Source organism: Mycobacterium sp. NGS22 (genome assembly GCF_059813095.1).
Genome location: NZ_JCALDY010000017.1, coordinates 40,900 through 62,450 on the forward strand (window position 1 = coordinate 40,900; position 21,551 = coordinate 62,450).

Sequence of the window (21,551 nt, forward strand, 5' to 3'; positions counted from 1 at the left end):
GCCACAACGCTTGTGGCGGCGCATCGAAAATCTGGGTGCGCGACCGTAGGAGGATTAGCAACGATGCGCAAGTTCCTCGTCGTTGGATGTGGCGGTTCCGGTGGCGCCACGCTGGCGTACATGATGGACCAACTGCACTCCGATCTTGCCGAGTACGGCATCGGCCAGATCCCGCAGGGCTGGCAGTTCGTTCACCTCGACGTGCCTTCCTCGCCGACGCCGGTCCGCAACATCGGCACCGTGCGAGATCAGGGTGGCAGCTATGTGGGGACCGGGCCGCAAAGCGATAGCTACCGGGTCCTCGACGGCGCACTGTCGCAGAAGTTGATCAGTCGGCAGGCTCTGGACACCGTAGCCACATGGGCGCCTCGCGACCCGGAGTCGGTGCACGTGCCGCTGAGCACCGGCGCCGGTCAGTACCGGGCTCTCGGCCGGATCATCACGCTCAGTCAGGTGGGGCGGGTACGCGAGGAACTGCAACGCGCTTGGGACAGACTGTTATTGATCTCGACAGACTCCGAAATGCGGGCCCTGTCGGTGCCCGGGGCCGGTGCGTTCGATCCGAACGACCAGCCGATCGTGCTGGTGGTGTCATCGATGGCCGGCGGGGCAGGCGCGTCGATGGCGCTCGACATCTGCCGGGTGCTGACGATGGTCTCCGGGCTGGACCCACGACTGATGGGCGTATTCATGGTCGCCCCAGACATTTTCGGCAGCCTGCCCGACTCGGCAGTCACCGGTGTGCGCGCCAACGCCCTGGCCATGCTCGGCGAGATCGTGGCCAGTCAGATCGGTGCCGCCCGCGAGCATGACGTCGCATTGCTGCGTGCGTTGGGGCACGAGCACGGTGAAGGTGAGCTGATCCCGTTCGCCCGGGTGTTCCCCGTCGGCCGCCACGTCGGCGCAAAAGGGGTGATCTTCGGTGACGGCTCACCCGATGCCGTATACCGCGGTTTGGGCCGCGGCTTGTCGGCGCTGATGATGTCGGGCCGGGCCACGCAGCAGTTCGTCGAATGGGACCTGACCAACGGCGCCGGTGTGGCCGGCAACCGGCACTATCTCGGTTGGGGCAACAAGCAGTGGAACAATTTGCCCTGGGGCGCTTTCGGTTTCGCCAGCCTCAGCATGGGCCGCGACCGCTACAAGGAATATTCGGCGCAGCGCCTGGCGCGAAGCAGCGTGGACCGATTACTGCGCGGACATTTGCAGGCGGACAATCTGGCCTCCGACGAAGAGCAGGTCAACGCGATACTGGACAACCAGTGGCCTAACATCTGCGCACAACTCGGTCTGCCGTTGGCCGGCGCCGGGACGGTCGCGTCGTGGTTAATGAGCGCCGTCCTGCAGCGGCACGATGCCGTCCAGCAAGCGACCGCCATCGTCGACGGATCGGTGCGCCCGAACATCGACACCAGCGTCGGGGTGCCGGCCGCGCAGTGGACCGAACGGGTCCGGATGGTGCTCGCCGAACGCCGCGGTCAACTGCTCAACGGGGCACAGCAGGTCGCCGAACTCGTGGCATTCCGTTGGCAGGACCATTTCGTTGCCCGGCTGGAAGCCGCAACAGTGGCGGCCTTGGGGGACAAGGGATTACCCTATGCCACCGGCCTGGTTAAGCGGGTGCGCCGACAGCTGCAGGATGTCGTCGTACCCAGTGGTGCCGACCTTCTGCGCCACGCACCGGGTGCCCGCGTGGGCGAGGTGTCCGAAGATGCCAAACCGGTCCTCGCCGCCCTGAAAGGCAACTTAGCGAATACCTCGGAGGTACTGGAGCGAGTCCTGGCTGGCACGGCCGACCAGGTACAGACGCAGATCTACGCGCAATTGGCCGATCAAGTGGGCAAGGCGTCCGCCGCACTGACCACGGAAGTGATCGACCAGCTGTTGTCGGCGTTGGATGAAGCGCAAACGCTGCTGCGCCGTGCCGCGGCCGAGCCGGCCCGCGAGCGGGGATTGGCCTATCTGCAAACCGACGAGTACGCCGCCTGGCCGTCGGAGACCGACGACGCCGTCGCGGCCCGCTTCTCCGAGGCGAACAACGAAGTGATGCTGACCAGTTCGTCGCAGTTCAAGCAACGGTACGAAAACGATCTCCCGCAATCGGTGGGCGCCGACGCGGGTGGGCGCCGCGGATTCGAGGAGGGAGTCCGCCGAGCGGTCGCACACGTCATCACCGGTAGCTGGACGACGGTGGGCGGTACCCGGGCGCCCGCCGACGACCAGCCGACGGTGGAGCGCACCGCGGCGTGGCGGTCCAGTGTGTTTCCCCGTGATCCCGAGACGGGCGAGGCGCTCATCGCTCAGCGCGCTCGCTACGACGTCCACACCCGACCGCCCGAATTACTGGACCGGGCACGGAAATTCGTTGCCCGCATCGGTGAGTCATTCGACCGATTCTGTTCGGTCTCACTGCGTGAATTCGTGCTGGGCGCCGATCACCCGCCCGAATCGGAGATGGTCGATCGCCAGCGAGACATCGTGATCAAATTTGTCGAGGCACTGAATCTGGCCCGTCCGTTGGCCAGCGTCAACGAGAAGGCGATGCAGGCGATCCATGGCGCCGCTCAGATGGAGTACCAGTACAAATTCTCGGCGATCCCGTTCAAGGGCAATCATGTCGCCCAGGATCTGGCCGCGGCGCTGCGCGAGCAACCGCGGATCGACAAGTCCAGCTCGGACGCGCTCGAGCGCGCACTCAATGACGAAGGAAAGCTCAAGCGGATAAACATTTTCGGCTCCTATCCGAACTACTCGCCACTGGCTTACACCGCGGTCGTCGAAGAGGCTTCGCAACAATGGCTATCAGCCTCGCCATCCCAGCGCCAGGCGTTCTGGACCAGGCGGCGCGCACGGCCGCTGCCTGCCGCGCTACCCATGCACCCCGCCGAACGGCAGGCCTGTGTGGCCGGGTGGATCCTCGGGCGCGCCATCGGATTTATTCATGTTCCAAGCGAGCCCTACACCGAACCGGTGCAGGTGTGGAGCACCGAGGAGCGGCGATGGTTGCCCTTCCCCAATCCCCTGCTCACCCCGCCGTCGGACTTCCGGGCGCCGTACGACTGGCTCCCGGCGATCCTGGAGTCCTTTCTGCTTGCGATCGCCCAGTCGCACCAGCCGCCGGTGATGTCGTCGTTGGCGCCCTATGTCGCCCTGCGCCGGATTTACGACGAGTCACCGGAGGACCCGTTATCGGGGATCCATTCGTTGGCCGCGAAGAAGCACTTGACGCAGTTCCTGCGAACCGGCCTCACCGGAACCGGCGTTGATTCGGTGGTGCCCGGAACCGGGCCAGAGGTCAGCGTCGACGAACGGGCGCGGTTGATCGAAGGCTATTTCACCGAGTTCCATGACTTCACCGGTCACCACTACATGGCTCCCGGTGAGGGCGCGGAGCCGGGTAGCCCAGGCGCGGCGGGCGGTGGGTCGTTCTCGATCATCCGCGTGCGTGAGCAGGCCGCCAAAGCGCCGATATTCCGGGACCTGGCCCCGGATGTCTTCATGGCCACCCGACGACTGATTGACATTGTCGCCGAATGCGCAGAAGCGGCACTGAAACCCGAGACGCCAGGCGACGGCGCTCAGCAGCCGCCGTCGGGTCCGGGCGGCAATGTGTTCGAGGTTCCGACCGGAGGTAATTTCTGACATGCCTGCCGCCACCGTGGTGCTCGCGCCGACCGGCGTCGCCGACGGCGTGCTCTCGGTGCTCACGGACCTGTCCGCCGCTGGACTGGTCGACCCGTTCTACTGGATCACCGATCCCAGCGATAGCGCGCCACCGCAGCTGCTGACGCGGGTCGAAGGTGGTCACTTCAGCGATGTGACGATGAGGCAGGTCGTCACCGCTCGAAACATCGGCGTGGTCCGGGTATGTGTCATCGTGCCGATGGTGGGGCCGGATGCACCGTTGACCCTGGGCCAGGAACGCTTCATCACCGACCTGCTGGCTTCGGCTGTCGCTGGCGCACAGACGATTCGGGTGCGGGCCTTGCTGGCCCGTCCCAATGCTGCGGTGCCGGCGGGTACGCGGATGGCCGTCGACGGCTGGCACAACCTGCTGATCGCGCCCGAAGATCGACCCGGTCCGGGACTGGGTCATGTCCCGCTGCCAGCCGACGACAGCCCGGTAGAGCTCGGCCGCTACGCCGCGCCCGTTCTCGCCGGCGCCCTCGGTCTGTGGAGCGGGCTCTCTCACGCCCCACTCGATCGTGCACCGGTGATGCCCGGCGAAGTGGTGCGCTTGACCAGGTCCTTCTACCGCAAGATCGACACCGGACAAACCGAAGCAATGCTGCGTCAACAGTTGCTGGCCCAGAACGGGACCCTGCCCCTGCCCAGTGATCAACGCGGCCAAGTCGTTTACGTGACCGACGTCGCCCTGGCCGCGACGAACATGGCGGATCGGCTCTGGCACAAGCACTCGGCCGTGCTCAGAGGTCCGCGACGCAGCTACGAGCGCGCGCCCGCAGCGGAGAAGATCGGTTTGGGCGCCGCATTGAAGATGTTCTTCGGATTCATGTGGGCGGCGATAAAGAACGCACCCGCCGCCTGGTATGCCGCGATGGTCGACAGCGTCTCCGCCGGCATTGCGGCGACGGTCAATAGCACCGTCTTCGGCGGCGCGAGCTCTGCTTACGAGGTGGTGGTCAACGGTCGTACCGCGCGCGGCAGACGCGTCGAATGGTCCGATATCGCAGCTGCGTCCAGCCAGCTCAGTGGCGTGCTCGCGGGCCAGCCGGTCGGGGCTCAGCACAGCGCGCGCGCCGACCTGTCTGCACTCTGGCAGGACTACAGCCGCGCGGCGATGACATTGGCCGATGCGGGCGCACGCAATAAAGAACTTCCGCCGGTGCAGATCGGTGTGAATAGAGCGATCATCGGCAGGGCAGCCGAAATCGTGCCCGGACCCGCTGAGAAGTTCAGCAATATCCCTGGCGCTATCGCGGCCAGCGTCGAGGTCGATAGCATCGATGCCACCGACTCGCTCGGACTAATGACCTTGCGGCACAAGCTCAACGACCTCGAGCGCGCTCCCGACCACGGCCTGGAGGCGCGAGAGACCCGCAACAGCCTGGACAACTGGCAGCGGCAACACCAGAGCAGTTTCGGCGTTGCAGTGGGCCGCCGCCTCGCAGATGCCTTCGCGTCTGTCTACAGTGAGGTCCAAGCTCTCCTACAAAAGCTCAACAATGCAGCCGGATTGCCGCCCGCGCCCGACACAAGCAGCAAACGGCTCGCCCACTGGATCCAGTTCACTGTCGTGTTGATGCTGCTCGTCACGGCGGTGGTCACCTACCTGTCGGCGACCGGCCATTTGAAATGGTGGTACGCCGTGGCCATCGCGCTGGCCACTTCTCTGATCAGCCTGATGTTGTGCGTGCGAGCCTTTATCCGCAATCAGCAGGAACTATTCCATCTACTGAACAAGCGCAAGGCGGTACTCGACGAACGCGTGGTCGACGAGGAGAATCTGCGCACGGCTTTGCGTGACCTCAATCGTCTATCCCAAGGGTACGGCGAATACCTTTCGTGGAGCCGCGCTTTGGGCGCATTTCTGGCCGCACCGCTCGGCCCGGACTATCAGCAGAGCCGTGAAACACTACGGGTGTCGTGGGGTCTTCCCTTGTCTACCGCGGTGGGTTACGCCGCGCCCGCGGATGCAGACGTCGCAACGACCGTGGGCTATTTACACCGCGATCTGTTCAATCTCGGTTGGCTCAGCGGCGCATGGGAGCATCTCGTCATTTCTGCGCTACCACCACAACCGGGCGCCCGCGACGTCACGGCGGACAGTTCACCGCTGTGGATGTATCCCGGTCGGGGAAGCGGCTCGGTCCTGGACAATTGGGCTAGCGCGCTGTTCGCCGGGTCGCTGACCTCCACAGGTGCCGAGGTGACCTGGCGGCGCGCCCTGCACAACCTGACGAGTTCACTGAGACAACTGATCGACACCCTGGTTAGTCACGTCGAGGAACCCGGCGGCCCCGCATTGCCTCGACGCGAGTTCCTCGCAGAGATCGACCGTCCGGCGCCACCGGGGAACCCGTTCCGTTTTGACACGTCACTGCTGACTGATATCGCGATCACCAGCGGCGCGGGCGCGGTGGTGCAGGACTTCCGCACCGACAACGTGGTGGGTGTCGGAATCGTCTGTGTGGCAACACAGTTCAGTGACGCAATACCTGTCGACTACATCCGCGTGGGAGTGGGCGAAGTCGCGCAGCCGATGTGGAACGAAGCGACACCCGCCCCGGGACCGTCATCGACATGGCCCAACGCCGAAGAAGTGTCCGAGTCCAGCCAGGGCTACGCCCCGCCCGAGCCTGGGGGAGGGTTCAAGTTCTGACATGGCCGATGCGAAGGAATCGAAGCGTCTTGAGGTATTGACCATCTTTGCCGAGCGACTTGCCGCCGCTGGTGTCGCACCCCCGACGGCGGACGAATTGGCGTCCGTCGCCGCGCATCCCGCGGAGTGGACAGAGCGTGTCGCTTCACCGGTGTTGGCAGCATGGGTGCCGACGATCGAGTTCCTGCTGCAACAGGTCAAGTTCGGTGTGAGTCCAGCTATCGCGTTCGACCAGTTGCCGGATGAACTCATGAGCCCCACCAACGACCTGCCGACTCCCGAAGCGACGACCTCCTCAGTCGAACCGCCGCCGTCAGACATCGGTTCTGCGCCCGACTCCGAGGTGACGCCACCGGACCGCAACGCTGAGGTTGTGGCGGCGCTGATGCAGTGGCGTGCCCGTCGCATCTCGGAGGGAGCCGAAGGCGCGGTCTTGATCAAAGACGTCACTTTGCGAAATCTGGTCAAGTTCGGACACACTGATGCTGACCAGATCGGCCGTAAGCTGCCCGGGCCGGCGGCCTACCTTGGTCGTGAAATCGCGGCTGTGATAGCGGAATTCGCTGATCCCGCATCCGGGACTGCGTCGTCGCCGCCGGTCGCCCCGCCACCCCGAGCGTCAACACCCCCTGTCCCGGCCGGGCCACCGGTCAAGCGGCAACCGCAACCTCGGGCCGTACCGCCGCGACACGAGCAAGTCGAGGGCATTCTCCGGGACCTCACGCACCGAGACTTCTGCGACTACGAGTACGGCGAGTCCGACGTCAAGGTCGGACCCGTCACGATCAAAGGGACGCAAGATGGCTTGCGGCTGGCCTACGAGCCGTTCCTACCCGAAGCCGGCAAGATGGTCATTTATCGCGTCGTCTCCGGCGATGATGCGGCGGCACCGTTCAAGCCGGAAGCCGGCGATCTGGTGGCAGTAACGACCTCTCTGCATGTGCACGACAACCGCTTCCTGACTTGCGCGGTACGCCACTACCAGGTGTGGTGCCACGTCGGCATCGACAATGAAGATGCCCGACACAATCAACCCTTCCTTATTGCCGAGGGTCAAGAGGTAAGTCCGGTAGACGATTTCAATGTCACCGAGGACGAGGGTCGGGTGATAGGCCGGTGGACGACCTACCCCGGTACCCGGTCAGTGCGGGTATACCGTATTCCGTTGGAGGGCAGCGCACCCGTGCGCGACGACCCGCGCAACCAGATTTGCGCCGGCCAAACCAACTTGACCGGCTTCGTCGACAACGAGGCGAGCCGCGGCATGCGCTATCTGTACCGAGCACTGGCCGAGGTCACCGTTGGTACGTCGGTGCGATTGTCGCGACCGCGTCAGCAGGAGATTCTGGTGTCGGTCGTCCTTGGCAGGGTCGATGATATGGAAGTCGTTATCAGCGAAGATAATTCACGTTTAGACTTGACGTGGTCGACACCGGAAGCCGGGCAGGTGCGGGTGTACCGCGTCAACACACCGCCGCCGCCGGGGTTGGCCGGTAGTGAAATGCCCGAGGCCGCGCTACAGGTGCAGGGCTTTGACGACGAGGCGCTGATCAAAGATCCCGTTGTCGCGGCCGATACCGGCCGTTCCCGCATCGCCGGCGTGCCATGGCCTGCATCCTGGGATCGTGCGTACCTGACGCCCGTCACCCTGTTGGGTGGCAAGGCCCGTATCGGCACCACTAAGGTCAAGACCCGTCCGCTTCCACCGGTCAGTGACGTCGAGATCATCGAGCGCTTCGATACCGAGATCATCACTTTCGGTTGGCCCAATCACGCAGCGGCGGTGCTGGTTTACGTGGGTAGCGCCACGCTCAGCCCCGAGGAGATCTGTGAGCGCAGTCAACCACTGACTGAAATCAGCAAAAGTCAGTACCGCCGCGACGGGGCGATCATCCTGCCACGGCGGCTGGAACCGAAGGGTTGCGCCGTTTGCCTTGTCCCAGTGGCTTTCTCGCGGGGGGAACAGGTGCGTGGACAGATAACGGCGTTGCATTATGCGGGATTGCACCGACTGCATTACGCGCTCGAATCGCGAAATGATTCGCCGCCGCACGTCAGGGATGTCTTGTTACGAAGTGACCATGCCATCGAGTCACCGGTGGCGTTGGTAATGGTGAATAATCGCGACCGATTTCCGTTGAGTCCAAACGACGGTGAACACGTCTACTTCAGGCCGCCGCGCGGTGGTGAACTCACGCCGCAATGCTCGCTTGACGCAATTCCGCGGGGCGATTACCGCACCGGTTGGCAGGTTGACTGGGCATGGCACCGAGGCTTTTTCCGCCTCTTCATCGCATCGGTGGCCGATCGGACCAAGCGCTATGCCTTGACCGATCCGCCGCTGCAAAATCTGCGCTGGTTTGACCCTGTGCCGGGAGCGGCACAATGAGCGCCCCCTCGCCGCAAAATGTTTCGCGCAGCGTCCCGCTCGACAGCTATGCGCCGCGCTACGCGCAACTGATCTACACCTCGTTCGACGACGGCTCTGGTACCGGGGGTGGTTGGCAGGTCAAGGATGAAGACGGTGACCTCACCGTCGTGGAACGACAGGCTTTGACGGCGCGAATCGCCACCAGTTTCAACGTCGGCACGCCGTTGCCGACCTATCCCACGCCTGATGAGATCGCCGCTCGGCCGGCCCGATTGGTGTACGCGCCCTTCGACGTTCGCACCGCCGCTTATTGGCACACCGTGGATGCGGGCAGGGATGCGACGGGACGTCCCGGCAACGTGTTCGCCCATGTATTACTCGACCGTGACATTTCCGCCGCCTCGACGCTTCGGCCGATCCAACTCTGGCGGTCTGCGCAGTGGCTGCAGCCGTACGGTGCCGCAGAAGTCGCTGCTGCCACCCTTGACGGTGACAGCGCTCCCGAGCCCAGTGAACACATCACCGCGGCGGCCGTCATTGGGTTTCTTACCGGCACCACCGTGGACCGCCAGAGCGTGTTCCGGGTATTGCTGGATGCCGTTCACGCAGCCATGGCCGGAGGCCCGGGCGTGATGCTGATGACGGATGACATCGAAAGCGGCCCGCTGTGGATCGCAGCCCTGAGCTATTTCATGTCACCGGGGACGGCCCGCAGGTTCAGCTGGTCCACCCACGACGACGTTGCGCTGGCGACAACGAATCTCAGTCGTGGCATCCATCTCGTCGTAGTCGCGAACGAACGCGCAGCCGATGCACCGACCGGCGACTGGATTGCGATCGACGAGTATGAAGAACCGAGTATCGGTCAGTTTGGGGCAAGTCACCGCAGCAGCACCGGGACAGTGAGCGTCACTGGTTGGTCAGTGCTGGCCGAAGGAGTGCTTGCCGACGAAGTTTCGGCGGCAAGGCTGTTGGCGCAACAGGATTCGATCGCAAGCGAACTGGGTGATTACGATTTGGCTCCCGAGTGGCCGCTTGCTATTGCGGTGCGTCACGACCGAGAACTCAGCGAGTTTCATAACGACGCCGACTGCGTGATTGCCGACAACGCACCGGGCCACGCCTACAGCGTTGAGTGGATCGGCTCCACGGTAGCTGCAGCATTGGCGGCAACAGCCCCTACGAATGTAGCCGACGCCTACGTTCGGTTCCTGCGGGCGCGTCAGCGTCGCAATGGATTGGCTTGGGCGGCAAATAATCTGCTGCAAAACATCCTGAAAGACCCCGACTGGATTCTCAGCGGGTCCCTCGCCGATGTTCCCCGCGAGCCGGTCGTCGACATCGAGGCGCTGCGGCAAGAGATCGTCGATGCGCTGGACCGATTGACGTCATCGTCGGCGAATCCGATGCAGTCGTTGCGCGGACAGCTGCGCGTTGTCGAAGTGCTCGACCGGCTTGGTCGCGCCGACCCTGATCCTGCACGCAAGACCGCGAACCTGATTGCGTTGATCAGTCCTGCATCGGTCAGCACGCTGACCGATTGCGTCGCGGCTCGCCCCTTGCTCGAAGATGTCGCGATCAGCCTCTCTACACGCGAACTGGTCCTGCGGCCCGTGGTCGCAGGCCAGTCCGCTTCCGTGCTGAACGCCATCGATCACGACGTATGGCAGTGGCTGTTCGGTGACCACAGCGCCCCAGGTATTCCGCCCAATCCGCATGCTTACGATTGCGTGCTGCTGCCACGCTATATCGCTGCTGCGGTTCGCAATCCAGAAAAGCATGCCCTCACCGCGAGCGCCGCCGCGCGACTGGCGAGGGACGCGATCCACTTCGCCCTAGCCGCCGAAGACCTGCCGGATGACCAGTGTCGCGAATTGGTGACCGAACTGAGCGTCCGGGGCCCCTTGACGCACGAACTCCCCGACATCTTCAACCGGTGGCCCCGACGGGTCGGGCCCGCTATCGCGATTTTCGCTCTGTACTACGAGCCGCTGCCGATTGAGTTGATCGAAAGAATCGCCGGCACGATACTGCCGCCATCGCCTGGTGTGTGGGACTTCTGCGCGGTGGCGACCGCGCGACTGCGCGCGCTGTACCACACACCGCGGCCGTGGCCCGCGGAGCGTGTCGAACAAGCCCTGCGGGAATGCGTTTCGACCGTCTTGGACAACCTGCCTCCCGACCATGTCGCCGAGCTGGCCGATGACTTGGTGAAAACTGTTGCGGTGCTGTTCACCCTGGGTCAATCCCGCGGAGAGGCGGCATGGGACATCGAAAATCCCGCCGCGCGGGAACTTCGTCGGGGGCTGTCGGACCGTGCCGACGAGGTCGTCGAGCTAGTCGCCGACCTGGTGGAGATTCGTCTCATCGATGTCGAGTGGATCGTGGCGCACGCGATATTGCGCTGTATCGGAAGAGAACTCGAACTGCCGACTTTGCTGACCACTGCCACCGACTACTCGAATGGGCGCCCATCGTGGGCAGATGTGGTGGTCGACACTTTGGTCCGGCGCGGTGTGTACAGCGGCCCGACGGACGCGGCTGCCATTCGTGATGGTGTGTGGTCCGTGGTTCGCGGACTGAGTGCTGATCAGGCCGAAATCTTTTTCGACGGCTACCAACGCGCCGCTCGCGAGTGGTTGCAGGACAGAAATATCACCAAAGTTCAGCAGCGATCAGCGTTTCGCTGGACGAGCTGAGAGGAAACACAGCTGTGGCAACCTACCTGCTCGACGGCGCCGGGTCCGCTCGGCTGCCGCGGCGACCGTTGTCGGTGACACTGGCGGTCGTCGGCTCGCACACCTCCAGCGTGCGCCTGGTGGCACGCCTGCTCAGTGGCGCCGAAGCTCCGGTACGCACGTATTCGGCGGGGATGATCATCGTGCCGCGTATCGACGAAGAGATCGTCATCGCCGCTGTGCCTGAGTCACGATCGCAGTTCGATGAGGACACCGTCCTGCATGTGACAATCGGGCCGGACAGCACCCAGGACTTGGATGCGGACTACGCCGAACTTGCACCGCGCGAGGTATCCGGCCTGGCTTCGATCGAATTGGCCACCATCGCGCCGGCAAGCCCTGATCAGGTGACCGTAACAACGCGGCTTACTGCTGCGGATGCACCGCTGCCCGCGTTGGCCAGCCGCGCTCGGGTGGCGTGCCGGGGTGCGCTCGGCATGGATTCGCTGCCCCCTGAGCGCCAGGTAACAGTGGGTTGTGTTATCGATGCCTCGACGTCGGTGGCGTCACTTGTTGCTAACGGAACTCTCTCTGCTGCAACTGATCTTGTGGCGGGCATTGCGGCGGTAGTAGGGGGATCACAGCCGCTGCGCACGTGCCTGGCCGATGGCTGCTACACCGAGATTTCCACGGAATCGGTCGGTGAGCTTGGAGCGCGGGCAATAGCGGCGCTGGACCGATCCGGCTACGGCATCGGCGCGAATCTCGATGCGGCGGTAGGACGCATCGCCGGATCTACCGGGCTGGCGGTGGTGATCACTGATGTGGCGATTCGGCCCGCCCAGCAGACGTTTCCGGTTAGTCTGCTGGTGCTCTCGGAGTCTGCCCGGCGCTATCCCGGTTTCTCGGGTGCTGTGTTGCCTCCGCCGCCCGCCGGCGTTCGCGCCGACTCGTTCTACGACGCCAATCCGCACCTCATCGACCAGGCGGTCGCAGCGATCGTGGCGCCCTTATGCGGACGGGATTGACCCGTATGACCAAGTGCCCGCGATGCTTCAATGCGGTTCCCGAAAACCGTTCGGTGTGGGCCGAGGCTCAACCACGCGACCCCGCACCCGATGAGGTGGCAAGCGACTTTCGTGGCCGGTCGGTGTCGATGGGCAAAATTGTCGAATACCATCTTCCGCCCGGTTCTCCGCCCGACGGTCCGCTCCAGCAGGCTGAACGCGAGTTAGACGGGCCGGTCATCGAAATCTGTCCGGTATGCCATTACCATTTGCCGCCACATTGGCGTTTCGGCAATGCCACCTGCGTCGCCATGGCCGGTGCCCGTACGACCGGCAAGACGGTGTATATCGCGGTGATGATCAAACAGCTCCAGCGCCATCTGGAACGGGATCATCGAGAGATGGATTTCGCCAACAGCGATACGCGCGAACGATATAGAGAGAACTATGAGAAGCCTCTCTACGAAGAGCGCGGCATTCTTCCGCCGACCCCGAAGGCGGAAACGGGGGGAAATCACCACGAGCCGTTGATCTTCAGTCTCGGGTTGTGGAACGGCACGCGGGAATTCCTGGTCATTCGCGACGTGGCGGGGGAGGACCTGGAGAACCACAACGTCGGTGGACGACCTTGGGAGTTCTTTTCAGCGGCGGACGCCGTCTTGTTCCTCTTCGACCCCATGCGGGTGGAGGAGGTTCGCGACCACCTCCGCGACCTGATACCGACCGACGCCGCGACCGGGGGCGACCCTCGTGAGGTATTGCGCACGGTGATGCGCCTCATCGGTGACGGTAATCCCCGACTGGCGGTGATTCTGTCGAAATTCGATGCGCTACAGGAGCTTCGAAAGGTACGCAGCAGCTACTTCGGCCAAATCATGTCCAACACAGGTGCCGCCTTCGCGCGGGATCCTGGTCTGGTCGCGGGTCGCTACAACGACGACGATGGGTGGCTACTGCACGCCGAAGTTCACAGCCTGCTGCAACGACTTGATGCCGGTCCAATGCTGCGCGCGATGGTAAACCCGCACAACGGACGCCAGTACAACCATCGCTTCTTTGCAGTGTCCGCTCTGGGCGGCGCTCCGCACGGCCAACAGATCAGTGCTAGTGGCATTTGCCCGTTCCGATGCATGGACCCGGTGAGGTGGGTTTACGCAGACCGCGGGGTGCTGGCGTGAAGCAACACAGGTTGCGTCCCGTGGTGTTTTGTAAGTGGTGGTGTGTTGGTCGCTGATGTGAAGGTCCATCGCGTGAGCCCTTGCGGTGAAGTGACCGAGGATCACTAACACGAGGAACTATGCGCTGGCCATGAATGAGCGCGCGGAATTGAGGGCGCTTGACGCGGGCAATGCCATTGTTGCTGGGGATTACGTACGCGAGGCGATCTATGAAAGCTATTGATGCGGAGTCGACCGCGGTGATCGGTGCCGGCCCTGATGAGCGCACCGATGCCAGGAACTCTATGTACTAACGTGTCCACCATCGGTCTTAGCGGGAAGCAACTTCATCACACGGGTGAAAGGCGAACGGTATGGGTGTCACACTGAATAAAGGCGGCAACGTCTCTCTGAAGAAGCTGGCCCCTGATCTGACCAAGGTGACCGTGGAGTTGGGCTGGAACAGCAGCTACGACCTGGATGCCAGCGCGCTCGCCTGCGGTGAGAATCACCAAGTGCTCTCTGACAAGCATTTCGTTTTTTACGGCAATCTGCATTCACCGGACGGCTCGATTGAACACGAGGGCGACAAACGCGAGGGATCGGGCGAGGGTGAGGACGAGATGATCAACGTCAACCTACCTGCGGTGCCGATCGATGTCACGAATATCTATTTTTCGGTATCTATCTATGACGAAAGCAATCAAGGACACACGTTCGGACAAGTGCGCGACGCGTACATCCGTGTTGTCGACAGTACGACCGGTACTGAACTGGCACGCTACGACCTGTACGAAGATGCTTCAAACGAAACTGCGATGATCTTTGGCGAATTGTACCGGCGTGCCGGAGAATGGAAATTTCGCGCTATCGGGCAGGGATATGCGTCGGGTTTGCGAGGCATTGCTCTCGATTACGGTGTGAATGTCGAGTAGGCGCCACTCGAGTAGCTGTGGAGGAGACATCGGACGTTGCCTGGCGAAAGGTGTCCGCTCCGAACCGAGGTTTTACGGCGAGTTCGCCAAGGATTGAGTGGACACCCGCGCGGCGGACGAGATGCTGGTTTGGCTGGCCGAACGCGCTGGCGTACAAGGCATTTGACCCAAAATGGCTCAGTTGTAGCCGGTGCTTCCGTCCACGCCATGCGTCGTGCTGATCAGTTTGGCGATGCAGTGGTCACGGTCGAACCCGTGACTCCGGCACCATGCCAAGGCGCCTTGCTTGCCGGTGTAACCGACATCGGCGATCGTCACCCAATAATCCGACGTCGAGAACGTCGACCACTGGCCCGACCACAACAGTCTGGCGCCGTACACCTGCCGCAACCGTTGATGCTCGTTCAGCGCCATGGCGAGATCCCACGTCACTCCGTTGTCGACAGTGCCGGGCCGCTTGGAACTCAACTGCGGGACCCAGCTCTCGGTGAGTCGGCTGTACACGTAAGGACGGTCAGCGTCGGCGATCTGCGCGAGTTGTTGCTCGGCTGACCTAGCCCCGGACGGTGCGTGGGTCGGAGCATCCGTCGACCGCGTCGTCGTCGGGTAAGTCGGCGACTTCGTCGTCGGTTCCGTCGTCGTTTGGTAGGAGGGTTGGTAGGTTGGCTGCCCAGAAGTCGGATAGGCGATGGCCGGCGAGTAGTCATTCGAGTCGGACTTCCGGTTGGCCACAATGCCTACCGTCAGAACTACGACCGCAACGACCAACGCGGCGGCGATCACCACCAGGGTGGGGACGAGGTAGCGGTTCGCGCTGTCGTCCCGATCCTGCGGGGGGAATGCAACGTCGGCGACCCTGGGGGGTGGCCAGTATTGCGCCTGCTGCGTCGGGGCCTGCGATTCTGCGAAAGCCGTCTTGTTCAGGTTGATCTTCGGAGCCGTCAAGGCACGTTTCGCCGCGCGCGCCAACGCTCCCGCACTGCCGTACCGGTCATCGGCTTCCTTCGCCATACCGCGGGCAACGACGGCGTCAAGCGCCGCCGGCACCCGCGGATTCACCGCGCTGGGCCGGGGCGGGGGCGACGACATATGCGCGGCCATCACTTGGTGGCTGTTGCCGGAGAACGGCGGTCTGCCGGTCAACGTCTCGTACAGCACGCAGGCCAGTGAGTAGACGTCGACCGCGGACGTCGTCTCCTCGTCGTCGAACCGTTCGGGAGACATGTAGGCGAAGCTGCCCACTTTGTATCCCGCCACGGTCAGGTGCGTGTCACCCGGAGCCTCGGCAATGCCGAAGTCGACCAGGTAGGCGAAGTCGTTGGGCGTGACGATGATGTTCTGCGGTTTGACGTCGCGGTGGATCAGTCCCTGTGCATGCGCCGCATCCAACGCCGCGGCCACCTGTTGGATGATGTCGACCGCGCGCTCCGGGTCGAGCGGCTCCGCGCGCAGCAACTCGTGCAAGGTAGGGCCCTGGACCAGGCGCATATCGATGTAGAGGGTCCGGTCGATCTCGCCCCAGTCGTGAATCGGGATGACGTGCGGTTCATCGAGGATCGCCGCGGCACGCGACTCGCGCAGGAACCGGATGCGAAAGGTTTCGTCGTCCGCATATTCCTCGGGCAGCACCTTCAACGCGATTCTTCTGCGCTTGTCGGTGTCGAACGCCTCGTAGACCTCACCCATGCCGCCTTTGCCGAGCAGCCGATTGATCTCGTACTTGCCAAAGGTTCCGCCCACGAGTGACCTCACGAAAACCCCTACCTCTCCTCTTTATGGCCAGTATCCGGCAGAGGTCTGACATAAACGCGAAGTTTGCCAAGAACGGATGATGTCATCTAGTGGCAACGCGAGGCGGAGCGGCGCTGAGGGTATGTGTTTGATGACTGGCGACTGAGTTGTGCCGACGCGCTGTGCCCCTGAGCCCGATGTTGCTGATGTGACGTTTGTGGTATTCGGGCAGCTCGAAGCGGGACGACGGGCACCGCAACTCACCTGATTAGTGCCGCCCCCCGGTGCCGATGTGGCAAAGGCGCCAGCAGGCTCGCTACACCAATAGTCGTATCGTTCGGCAAGTGCGGACACATCGGACCGGAGGTTTGCTACTCACGCAGACACAGCCGACCTGACCCACGCGAGGGGTCCGCTCACTTCTTCGGCTTGAGCGCCACGATCTTGTTGTTGCGACCACCGACGTAGACGGTGCCGTTCCTGTCCACCGCCAAACCCCACGGGTTGTCGAGGCCGGTGAAGTGCAGCTCGACCTGGGTCGTCGACTTCGCGGGCAGTTTGAGGACCCGATCGTTCCCGGTGTCGTTGACGTACACCGCGCCGTCGCTGTCCAACGTGACACCGCCGGGTTTCTTCAGACCCTGGAACTTCAGCTCCTGTTGATCTTTCGAGCCCGCGGGCAACATCAGCACTCGATTGTTGCCTCCGTCGCCCACATAAACCGTTCCGCCGCTGTTCACCACCAGACCGGTCGGACTGCTGAGGCCGGTGAACGGCACCTCCTCCTGCTGGTTCGAACCGTTGCGCAGCATCACGACCCGGTTCGTTGCGGTGTCGGCGACATAGACGGTCCCGCTGCCATCCACCGAGAGGCCGGTCGGATTCTCCAGGTCCTTGAACGGCAGCACTTCTTGCTTCTGTGAGCTCGCGTGAAGCACCAGCACCCGCCTGTTGCCGGAGTCGTTGACGTAAACCGAGCCGCCGTGGTCGGCTGTCACCCCGGTCGGGTAGTTCAGCCCGTCGAACGGCAGCACGTGCGGGGTATCCGAGCCCACGTACAGCGCCAGGATCCGGTTGTGTGGGCTGTCGGCGACATAGACCGTACCGGCGTAGTCCACCGACAGGCCTTGCGGTTCGGTCAAGCCGGTGAACGGCAGTGTCACCTGTTCGAACTCTTCGGTAGCGGGTCCGGAGTTGCCGCCGAAGGCGACCAGTCCCGCCACGACAGCGACCACGGCGACCAGAGCGCCCGAGACCGCGACGGCCTTGCGGCGCCACCACGGCTGCGACGGTGGACGCTGTACCTCCGGCGGCCGCCCCGCGGTCGGGGTTCGCACCGGGGACGGGGGCGGAGACGTCACCGGACGCGCCATGGTGGGTGGGCCCGGGTTCTGCTGTGGTGGTGGCGTCCGCGGGGCCGGTGCCCGCGGGGGCGGCGGCTGCGGCGGGGGAGTCTGAACCGGCGCGAATGCCGGTGAACGGGCGTCGGAACGGGCTCCGTAGTGCGCGTGGTCGACCACAACCGGCCGCATCTGGGTGGGCGACTCGTGCGGCGACGTGAGGGCCTGGCTGGCGGCGCGGGCCAACTCCACGGCGGTGTCGTAGCGATCGTCGGGGTGCTTGGCCATCCCTTTCGCGACGACGACGTCCAGCCCGCCCGGCAGGCCAGGATTCGTGCTCGACGGTCGCGGGGGAGGTGCGGTGAGGTGACTGGTGACTTGTTGCTGCAGGGTGGTGCCGGGAAAGGGGTGCTGCGCGGTCAGGCACTCGTAAAGCACACAAGACAGGGAATAGACGTCCGAGCGCGCGTCGACGGTGGCGGTACTGAACCGCTCAGGGGCCATGTAGTGCCACGTCCCGACGAAGTCCCCGGCTTTGGTCAAGGCCAAATCGCCTGCCGCGCGAGCGATTCCGAAGTCGATGAGGTAGGCGAAATCGTCGTGGTCGAGCAAGATGTTGGACGGTTTGACGTCCCGGTGCAGCAACCCGTCGCGGTGCGCGGCGGTGAGCGCCTTGGCAACCTGATCGATGATGCCCACCGCCCGAACCGGAGCCAGCGGGCCGGTGTTGAGCTCGGCCTGGAGGTCGCGGCCCTCGATCAGCCGCATGTCGACGAACAAGCGTCCGTTGATTTCGCCGTAGGTGTGGATGGGAATCAGGTGTGGATTGTTCAGCCGTGCGGTCGAGTGCGCTTCGCGTCGGAACCGTTGCTGGAAGACCGGATCGTTGGAGATTTCGGAGGGCAGGATCTTGAGCGCGACGACCCGCTCGGTGCCGGTGTCATAGGCCCGCCACACCTCGCCCATGCCGCCACGCCCCAGCAACTCGATCAACTGGTACTTACCGAACGGAGTTCCCTCCAACGAACCCCTCCATCCATTTCCGCCAGCATCCGGCCAAACCATAATGCTCCCACTTTGGGGTGGATCGCTAGGCTGGCCCTGCCTAGCAGCGTCTTCGACATAGCTTGTCTGCATTGCTCTACCTCCTGAACTCACTGCACTCGCGAGACGAAATGCGCTGTGGCGTACCCATGCGACTGCATGATCCGTGGCGAGACGGCTGACCACTCGCCAATATCTTTGTTGCCCATACTTTCCGAAGCCGCCCGTCCGATGCGCAGCGCCGAAGATCCGGCCCGGGACGGGCCAATCCTGTTCTCGCGCAGCACTTCCCGTTGGCCGCGATCACGGACACACGGGCCGTCAGCGCGCCGGTTCTACCGGTTCGGCGCACCCGAACGTCCGGTTGGTTGCTCATGACAGCCAGCATCGCCGCAGCCGCAGCGCAGAACATCGGCGCAACCGCGCAGATCTTCGCATCTGGAGCGCGTAGTTGGGACTGGTAGCGGCGCGAGCAGCATTAACTGGCGCGCAAGCCCAGGAGAGGGGACGTCAGTGCGAGCGAGACTCACGACCGGGCTCGGCGTCGTTGCCGTCGCGGTGTCTGCGGGGTGTTCGCCGGCCCATCGTGAAGCGCGGCCGTCGCCGACCATCACCGCGAGCCCCGGGCCGACGACGGTGCAACAGCTGTGCGACTCCCAATCGTGGCCACGGCCGCTGCCGGACGTCGTCGGCGGGCTGCTCTACCAGGCCAAAAACGGAGCACTGGGGTGCTGGGACAACCTTCGTGCGGTCGCTTCCAACGGGCACGACCCGCTGCACAACCCGGCCCGCGCCGGGGAGAAGACGTATCGGATCGTCGCCGTGTCGCCGGCGGTCGGCGCCCCGACCGGTCGCCATGGCCCCGTGACGCTCGAACTCGCCGAGGTCGACCCCGCATCGCCGCCCGCGTTTCGGCCGTGCGATTGGGTTACGACCGTCGAGGCTGCCGGCATCATGGGCGGTCCGGTCCGCGCGGAGCCGCTGGGCACCGACACCGGGTCGGTCGACATCGCCTGCCTCTATGACAAACCGGGCGACGAGGTAGCCGATGTGGAGATCGACCTGCAGCTGCCCGGCGCTTTCCCGGTCGACGCCGCCGCGCAGTTCGCACTGACGACTGCGACGGGCCCCGGGACCGTTGTCGACGGGATCGGGATCAGGGCGGACTGCCTGGAAGAACTCACGACCACTCCGCCGGCCACCACGCTGCTCGTCCTGCTGGACGGCGGCCGCCTGCTGCGAGTGACCCAGGGCTACGGGTCCTGCGACAGGCTACGGCTATTGGCACAATTGGCGATCGGCCGCATTGGCGCGTAAGGCCACGCATTTCGGCCTGTGCCGTTCAGGCATCAGCAGCATCGATCCCGCCGGGGGGTCTGGTGCACCCATACGAACTGCCGAATACCGGCTGCGCGCAACATTATTCGAGACCCGGCCGGCCACGCCCGCAACGGCTCGGCGCCGCACACGATCTCGGGCCGTTCCACCTGATACGTGCGAGCTCTCCAGGTGAGTGTGCCGCGTTGAGCGGTACGCAGATTCCGGTACCAGTCCGCCGTCGTGCGAACGCGCTTGGGCGGCAACGAAATCGACTAACCCAGCTCGAAAGAGTCTCGCGAGACCCGGAAGAAATGCTTGCTGTTGGTGTCGGTGCATTGCACGCCGGACTGCTCGCTGACACAGGTGAACGTGCCGGCGGTGATGCTCTGGCCATAGTTCAGCGTCGGCTCACCGGGCAATTTCGTTGTGTCACCGTGGCATTCGATAGCCCCCCGCCGGCCCGGGGTCAACGTGAATCTGTCCCCCCAGCTGATGTGTTTGGCGCATTCGGGAGGCGGCGGCGGTGTGTAGGTGTAGTCGCTGATGTCGCATTGGACGAGCTGGGCGTCCAGCGCGCAGGTGATGTTCCCCGACGGCGACTGGAAGTACTTCGACTCCGCGTGTGCGGCGGCCGGCAAGGCCAGTGCAGTCCCTGCCGACACCGCAGCCATCGACGTTATCCACCAGATCCGCATCGCCGAAGCCTAGCCGCCCGGGGATGTCGGTGGGTGCCGTTACCCTGCGAACCATGCAGAGATCAGGCGGCCGGTTTGGTGCGTTGTTCTAAGCCGGCGCCGAAGTGATACGCAGGTTGCGGCGTCTCGGGTGAAGGGCGCATCACCGGTAGCGGTTGTTACCATCGCGCGGTGAGCCGAGTATCCAGGCGTGACGTGCTGAAATACGCGGCCGGGGCACCACTGGTCCTGGCTGGTCTGGTCACCGGGCCGCCCGCCGCGGCGGCCGGTATCGCCGGAATGACCGTCTTCCTCGACCCGGGCCACAATGCTGTCGCCGACGCGTCGATCAACCGGCAAGTCCCCAACGGTCGAAATGGCACCAAGCCGTGCAACACCTCGGGCACCGCCGCCGGCGACGGTTATCCCGAACACGCCTTCACCTGGGACGTCACCACCATGGTCGCGGCCAACCTGAACGGGATGGGCGTCAATACCCCGCTCTCCCGCGGTGACGACGCCTCCGCCGGTCCCTGCATCGACGACCGCGCCGCCCGCGCCAACGCCGCGCACCCCGACGCGATCGTCAGCATCCACGCCGACGGCGGCCCCGCGTCCGGGCACGGCTTTCACGTCAACTACTCGGCACCCCCGCTGCAGCCGTCCCAGGAAGGCCCGTCGATTCAGCTCGCCAACGCGATGCGCAGCGCCCTGCTCGCCGCCGGCTTCTCCCCGTCCAACTACATCGGCTCCGACGGCTTGTACGGGCGGGCCGACCTCGCCGGCCTGAACTTCGCCGAATACCCGGCCGTGCTGGTCGAACTCGGCAACATGAAGAACGCCGACGACGTCGCCACCATGGAAAGCGCCGACGGGCGCGCCAGGTACGCCGCCGCGGTCACCCAAGGGATAGTCGCTTATCTCCAAGCCAAAGCGCGGTAGCCGTCGTGC

Annotated in this window: 12 protein-coding genes; 9 read left to right on the plus strand and 3 right to left on the minus strand. The window is 64.1% G+C overall.

Annotated features, from left to right (window positions below; translation table 11 throughout):
- Positions 1 to 63: 63 nt before the first annotated feature.
- The 7 genes from AC5Y47_RS17135 to AC5Y47_RS17165 all read left to right on the plus strand — a co-directional run bounded on the left by AC5Y47_RS17135 (position 64) and on the right by AC5Y47_RS17165 (position 14,491).
- Positions 64 to 3,642, plus strand: a complete 3,579-nt coding sequence (locus tag AC5Y47_RS17135; protein WP_499945332.1) for a tubulin-like doman-containing protein — start codon at positions 64 to 66, stop codon at positions 3,640 to 3,642.
- 385 nt (positions 3,643 to 4,027) lie between these two features.
- Entirely contained in the window at positions 4,028 to 6,343 is a 2,316-nt protein-coding gene (locus tag AC5Y47_RS17140) for a hypothetical protein (protein WP_499945334.1), read from the plus strand.
- A 1-nt stretch (position 6,344) separates the two neighbouring features.
- The gene (locus AC5Y47_RS17145; protein WP_499945336.1) at positions 6,345 to 8,732 is read left to right on the plus strand and encodes a SaeA-related protein; all 2,388 of its coding nucleotides are present in this window, start codon (positions 6,345 to 6,347) and stop codon (positions 8,730 to 8,732) included.
- On the plus strand, positions 8,729 to 11,413 hold the full coding sequence (locus tag AC5Y47_RS17150) for a GAP1-N2 domain-containing protein (protein ID WP_499945338.1): 2,685 nt from the start codon (positions 8,729 to 8,731) through the stop codon (positions 11,411 to 11,413). The genes AC5Y47_RS17145 and AC5Y47_RS17150 overlap by 4 nt, the downstream gene beginning before the upstream one ends.
- 173 nt (positions 11,414 to 11,586) lie before the next feature.
- Positions 11,587 to 12,420 carry a hypothetical protein gene (locus tag AC5Y47_RS17155; protein WP_499945340.1) on the plus strand — a complete coding sequence of 278 codons (834 nt, stop codon included), beginning with the start codon at positions 11,587 to 11,589 and terminating at the stop codon, positions 12,418 to 12,420.
- A 5-nt stretch (positions 12,421 to 12,425) separates the two neighbouring features.
- Positions 12,426 to 13,577, plus strand: coding sequence for a TRAFAC clade GTPase domain-containing protein (locus AC5Y47_RS17160; RefSeq protein WP_499945342.1), 1,152 nt, complete (start codon positions 12,426 to 12,428; stop codon positions 13,575 to 13,577).
- Between the two features lie 353 nt (positions 13,578 to 13,930).
- A complete protein-coding gene (locus AC5Y47_RS17165) occupies positions 13,931 to 14,491 on the plus strand; it encodes a TerD family protein (protein WP_499945344.1) in 561 nt (186 codons plus the stop codon).
- A gap of 177 nt (positions 14,492 to 14,668) precedes the next feature.
- Here the strand turns inward: AC5Y47_RS17165 and AC5Y47_RS17170 are convergent, their stop codons facing one another.
- Entirely contained in the window at positions 14,669 to 16,243 is a 1,575-nt protein-coding gene (locus tag AC5Y47_RS17170; protein ID WP_499945347.1) for a serine/threonine-protein kinase, read from the minus strand.
- Positions 16,244 to 16,638: 395 nt separating this feature from the next.
- Positions 16,639 to 18,585: a serine/threonine-protein kinase PknD gene (locus AC5Y47_RS17175; RefSeq protein WP_499945349.1), complete on the minus strand. Its 1,947-nt coding sequence runs from the start codon at positions 18,583 to 18,585 to the stop codon at positions 16,639 to 16,641.
- 534 nt (positions 18,586 to 19,119) lie between these two features.
- Between AC5Y47_RS17175 and AC5Y47_RS17180 the strand changes: the two genes are divergently transcribed.
- Positions 19,120 to 19,923 carry a hypothetical protein gene (locus tag AC5Y47_RS17180; protein ID WP_499945351.1) on the plus strand — a complete coding sequence of 268 codons (804 nt, stop codon included), beginning with the start codon at positions 19,120 to 19,122 and terminating at the stop codon, positions 19,921 to 19,923.
- 275 nt (positions 19,924 to 20,198) lie between these two features.
- Here AC5Y47_RS17180 and AC5Y47_RS17185 read toward each other — a convergent pair whose 3' ends face one another.
- Positions 20,199 to 20,621 (minus strand): DUF6636 domain-containing protein, encoded by a 423-nt coding sequence (locus AC5Y47_RS17185; RefSeq protein ID WP_499945353.1) that lies wholly within the window; start codon positions 20,619 to 20,621, stop codon positions 20,199 to 20,201.
- 171 nt (positions 20,622 to 20,792) lie between these two features.
- Between AC5Y47_RS17185 and AC5Y47_RS17190 the strand changes: the two genes are divergently transcribed.
- A complete protein-coding gene (locus AC5Y47_RS17190) occupies positions 20,793 to 21,542 on the plus strand; it encodes an Rv3717 family N-acetylmuramoyl-L-alanine amidase (RefSeq protein WP_499945355.1) in 750 nt (249 codons plus the stop codon).
- Positions 21,543 to 21,551: the final 9 nt, after the last annotated feature.

Excerpts from the sequence above, each read along its gene's own strand:
- AC5Y47_RS17145 (WP_499945336.1), top strand. The coding sequence starts at position 6,345 with ATGGCCGATGCGAAGGAATCGAAGCGTCTTGAGGTATTGACCATCTTT.
- AC5Y47_RS17140 (WP_499945334.1), top strand. The coding sequence starts at position 4,028 with ATGGCCGTCGACGGCTGGCACAACCTGCTGATCGCGCCCGAAGATCGA.
- AC5Y47_RS17185 (WP_499945353.1), bottom strand. The coding sequence starts at position 20,621 with ATGCGGATCTGGTGGATAACGTCGATGGCTGCGGTGTCGGCAGGGACT.
- AC5Y47_RS17165 (WP_499945344.1), top strand. The coding sequence starts at position 13,931 with ATGGGTGTCACACTGAATAAAGGCGGCAACGTCTCTCTGAAGAAGCTG.
- AC5Y47_RS17160 (WP_499945342.1), top strand. The coding sequence starts at position 12,426 with ATGACCAAGTGCCCGCGATGCTTCAATGCGGTTCCCGAAAACCGTTCG.
- AC5Y47_RS17135 (WP_499945332.1), top strand. The coding sequence starts at position 64 with ATGCGCAAGTTCCTCGTCGTTGGATGTGGCGGTTCCGGTGGCGCCACG.
- AC5Y47_RS17150 (WP_499945338.1), top strand. The coding sequence starts at position 8,729 with ATGAGCGCCCCCTCGCCGCAAAATGTTTCGCGCAGCGTCCCGCTCGAC.
- AC5Y47_RS17155 (WP_499945340.1), top strand. The coding sequence starts at position 11,587 with ATGATCATCGTGCCGCGTATCGACGAAGAGATCGTCATCGCCGCTGTG.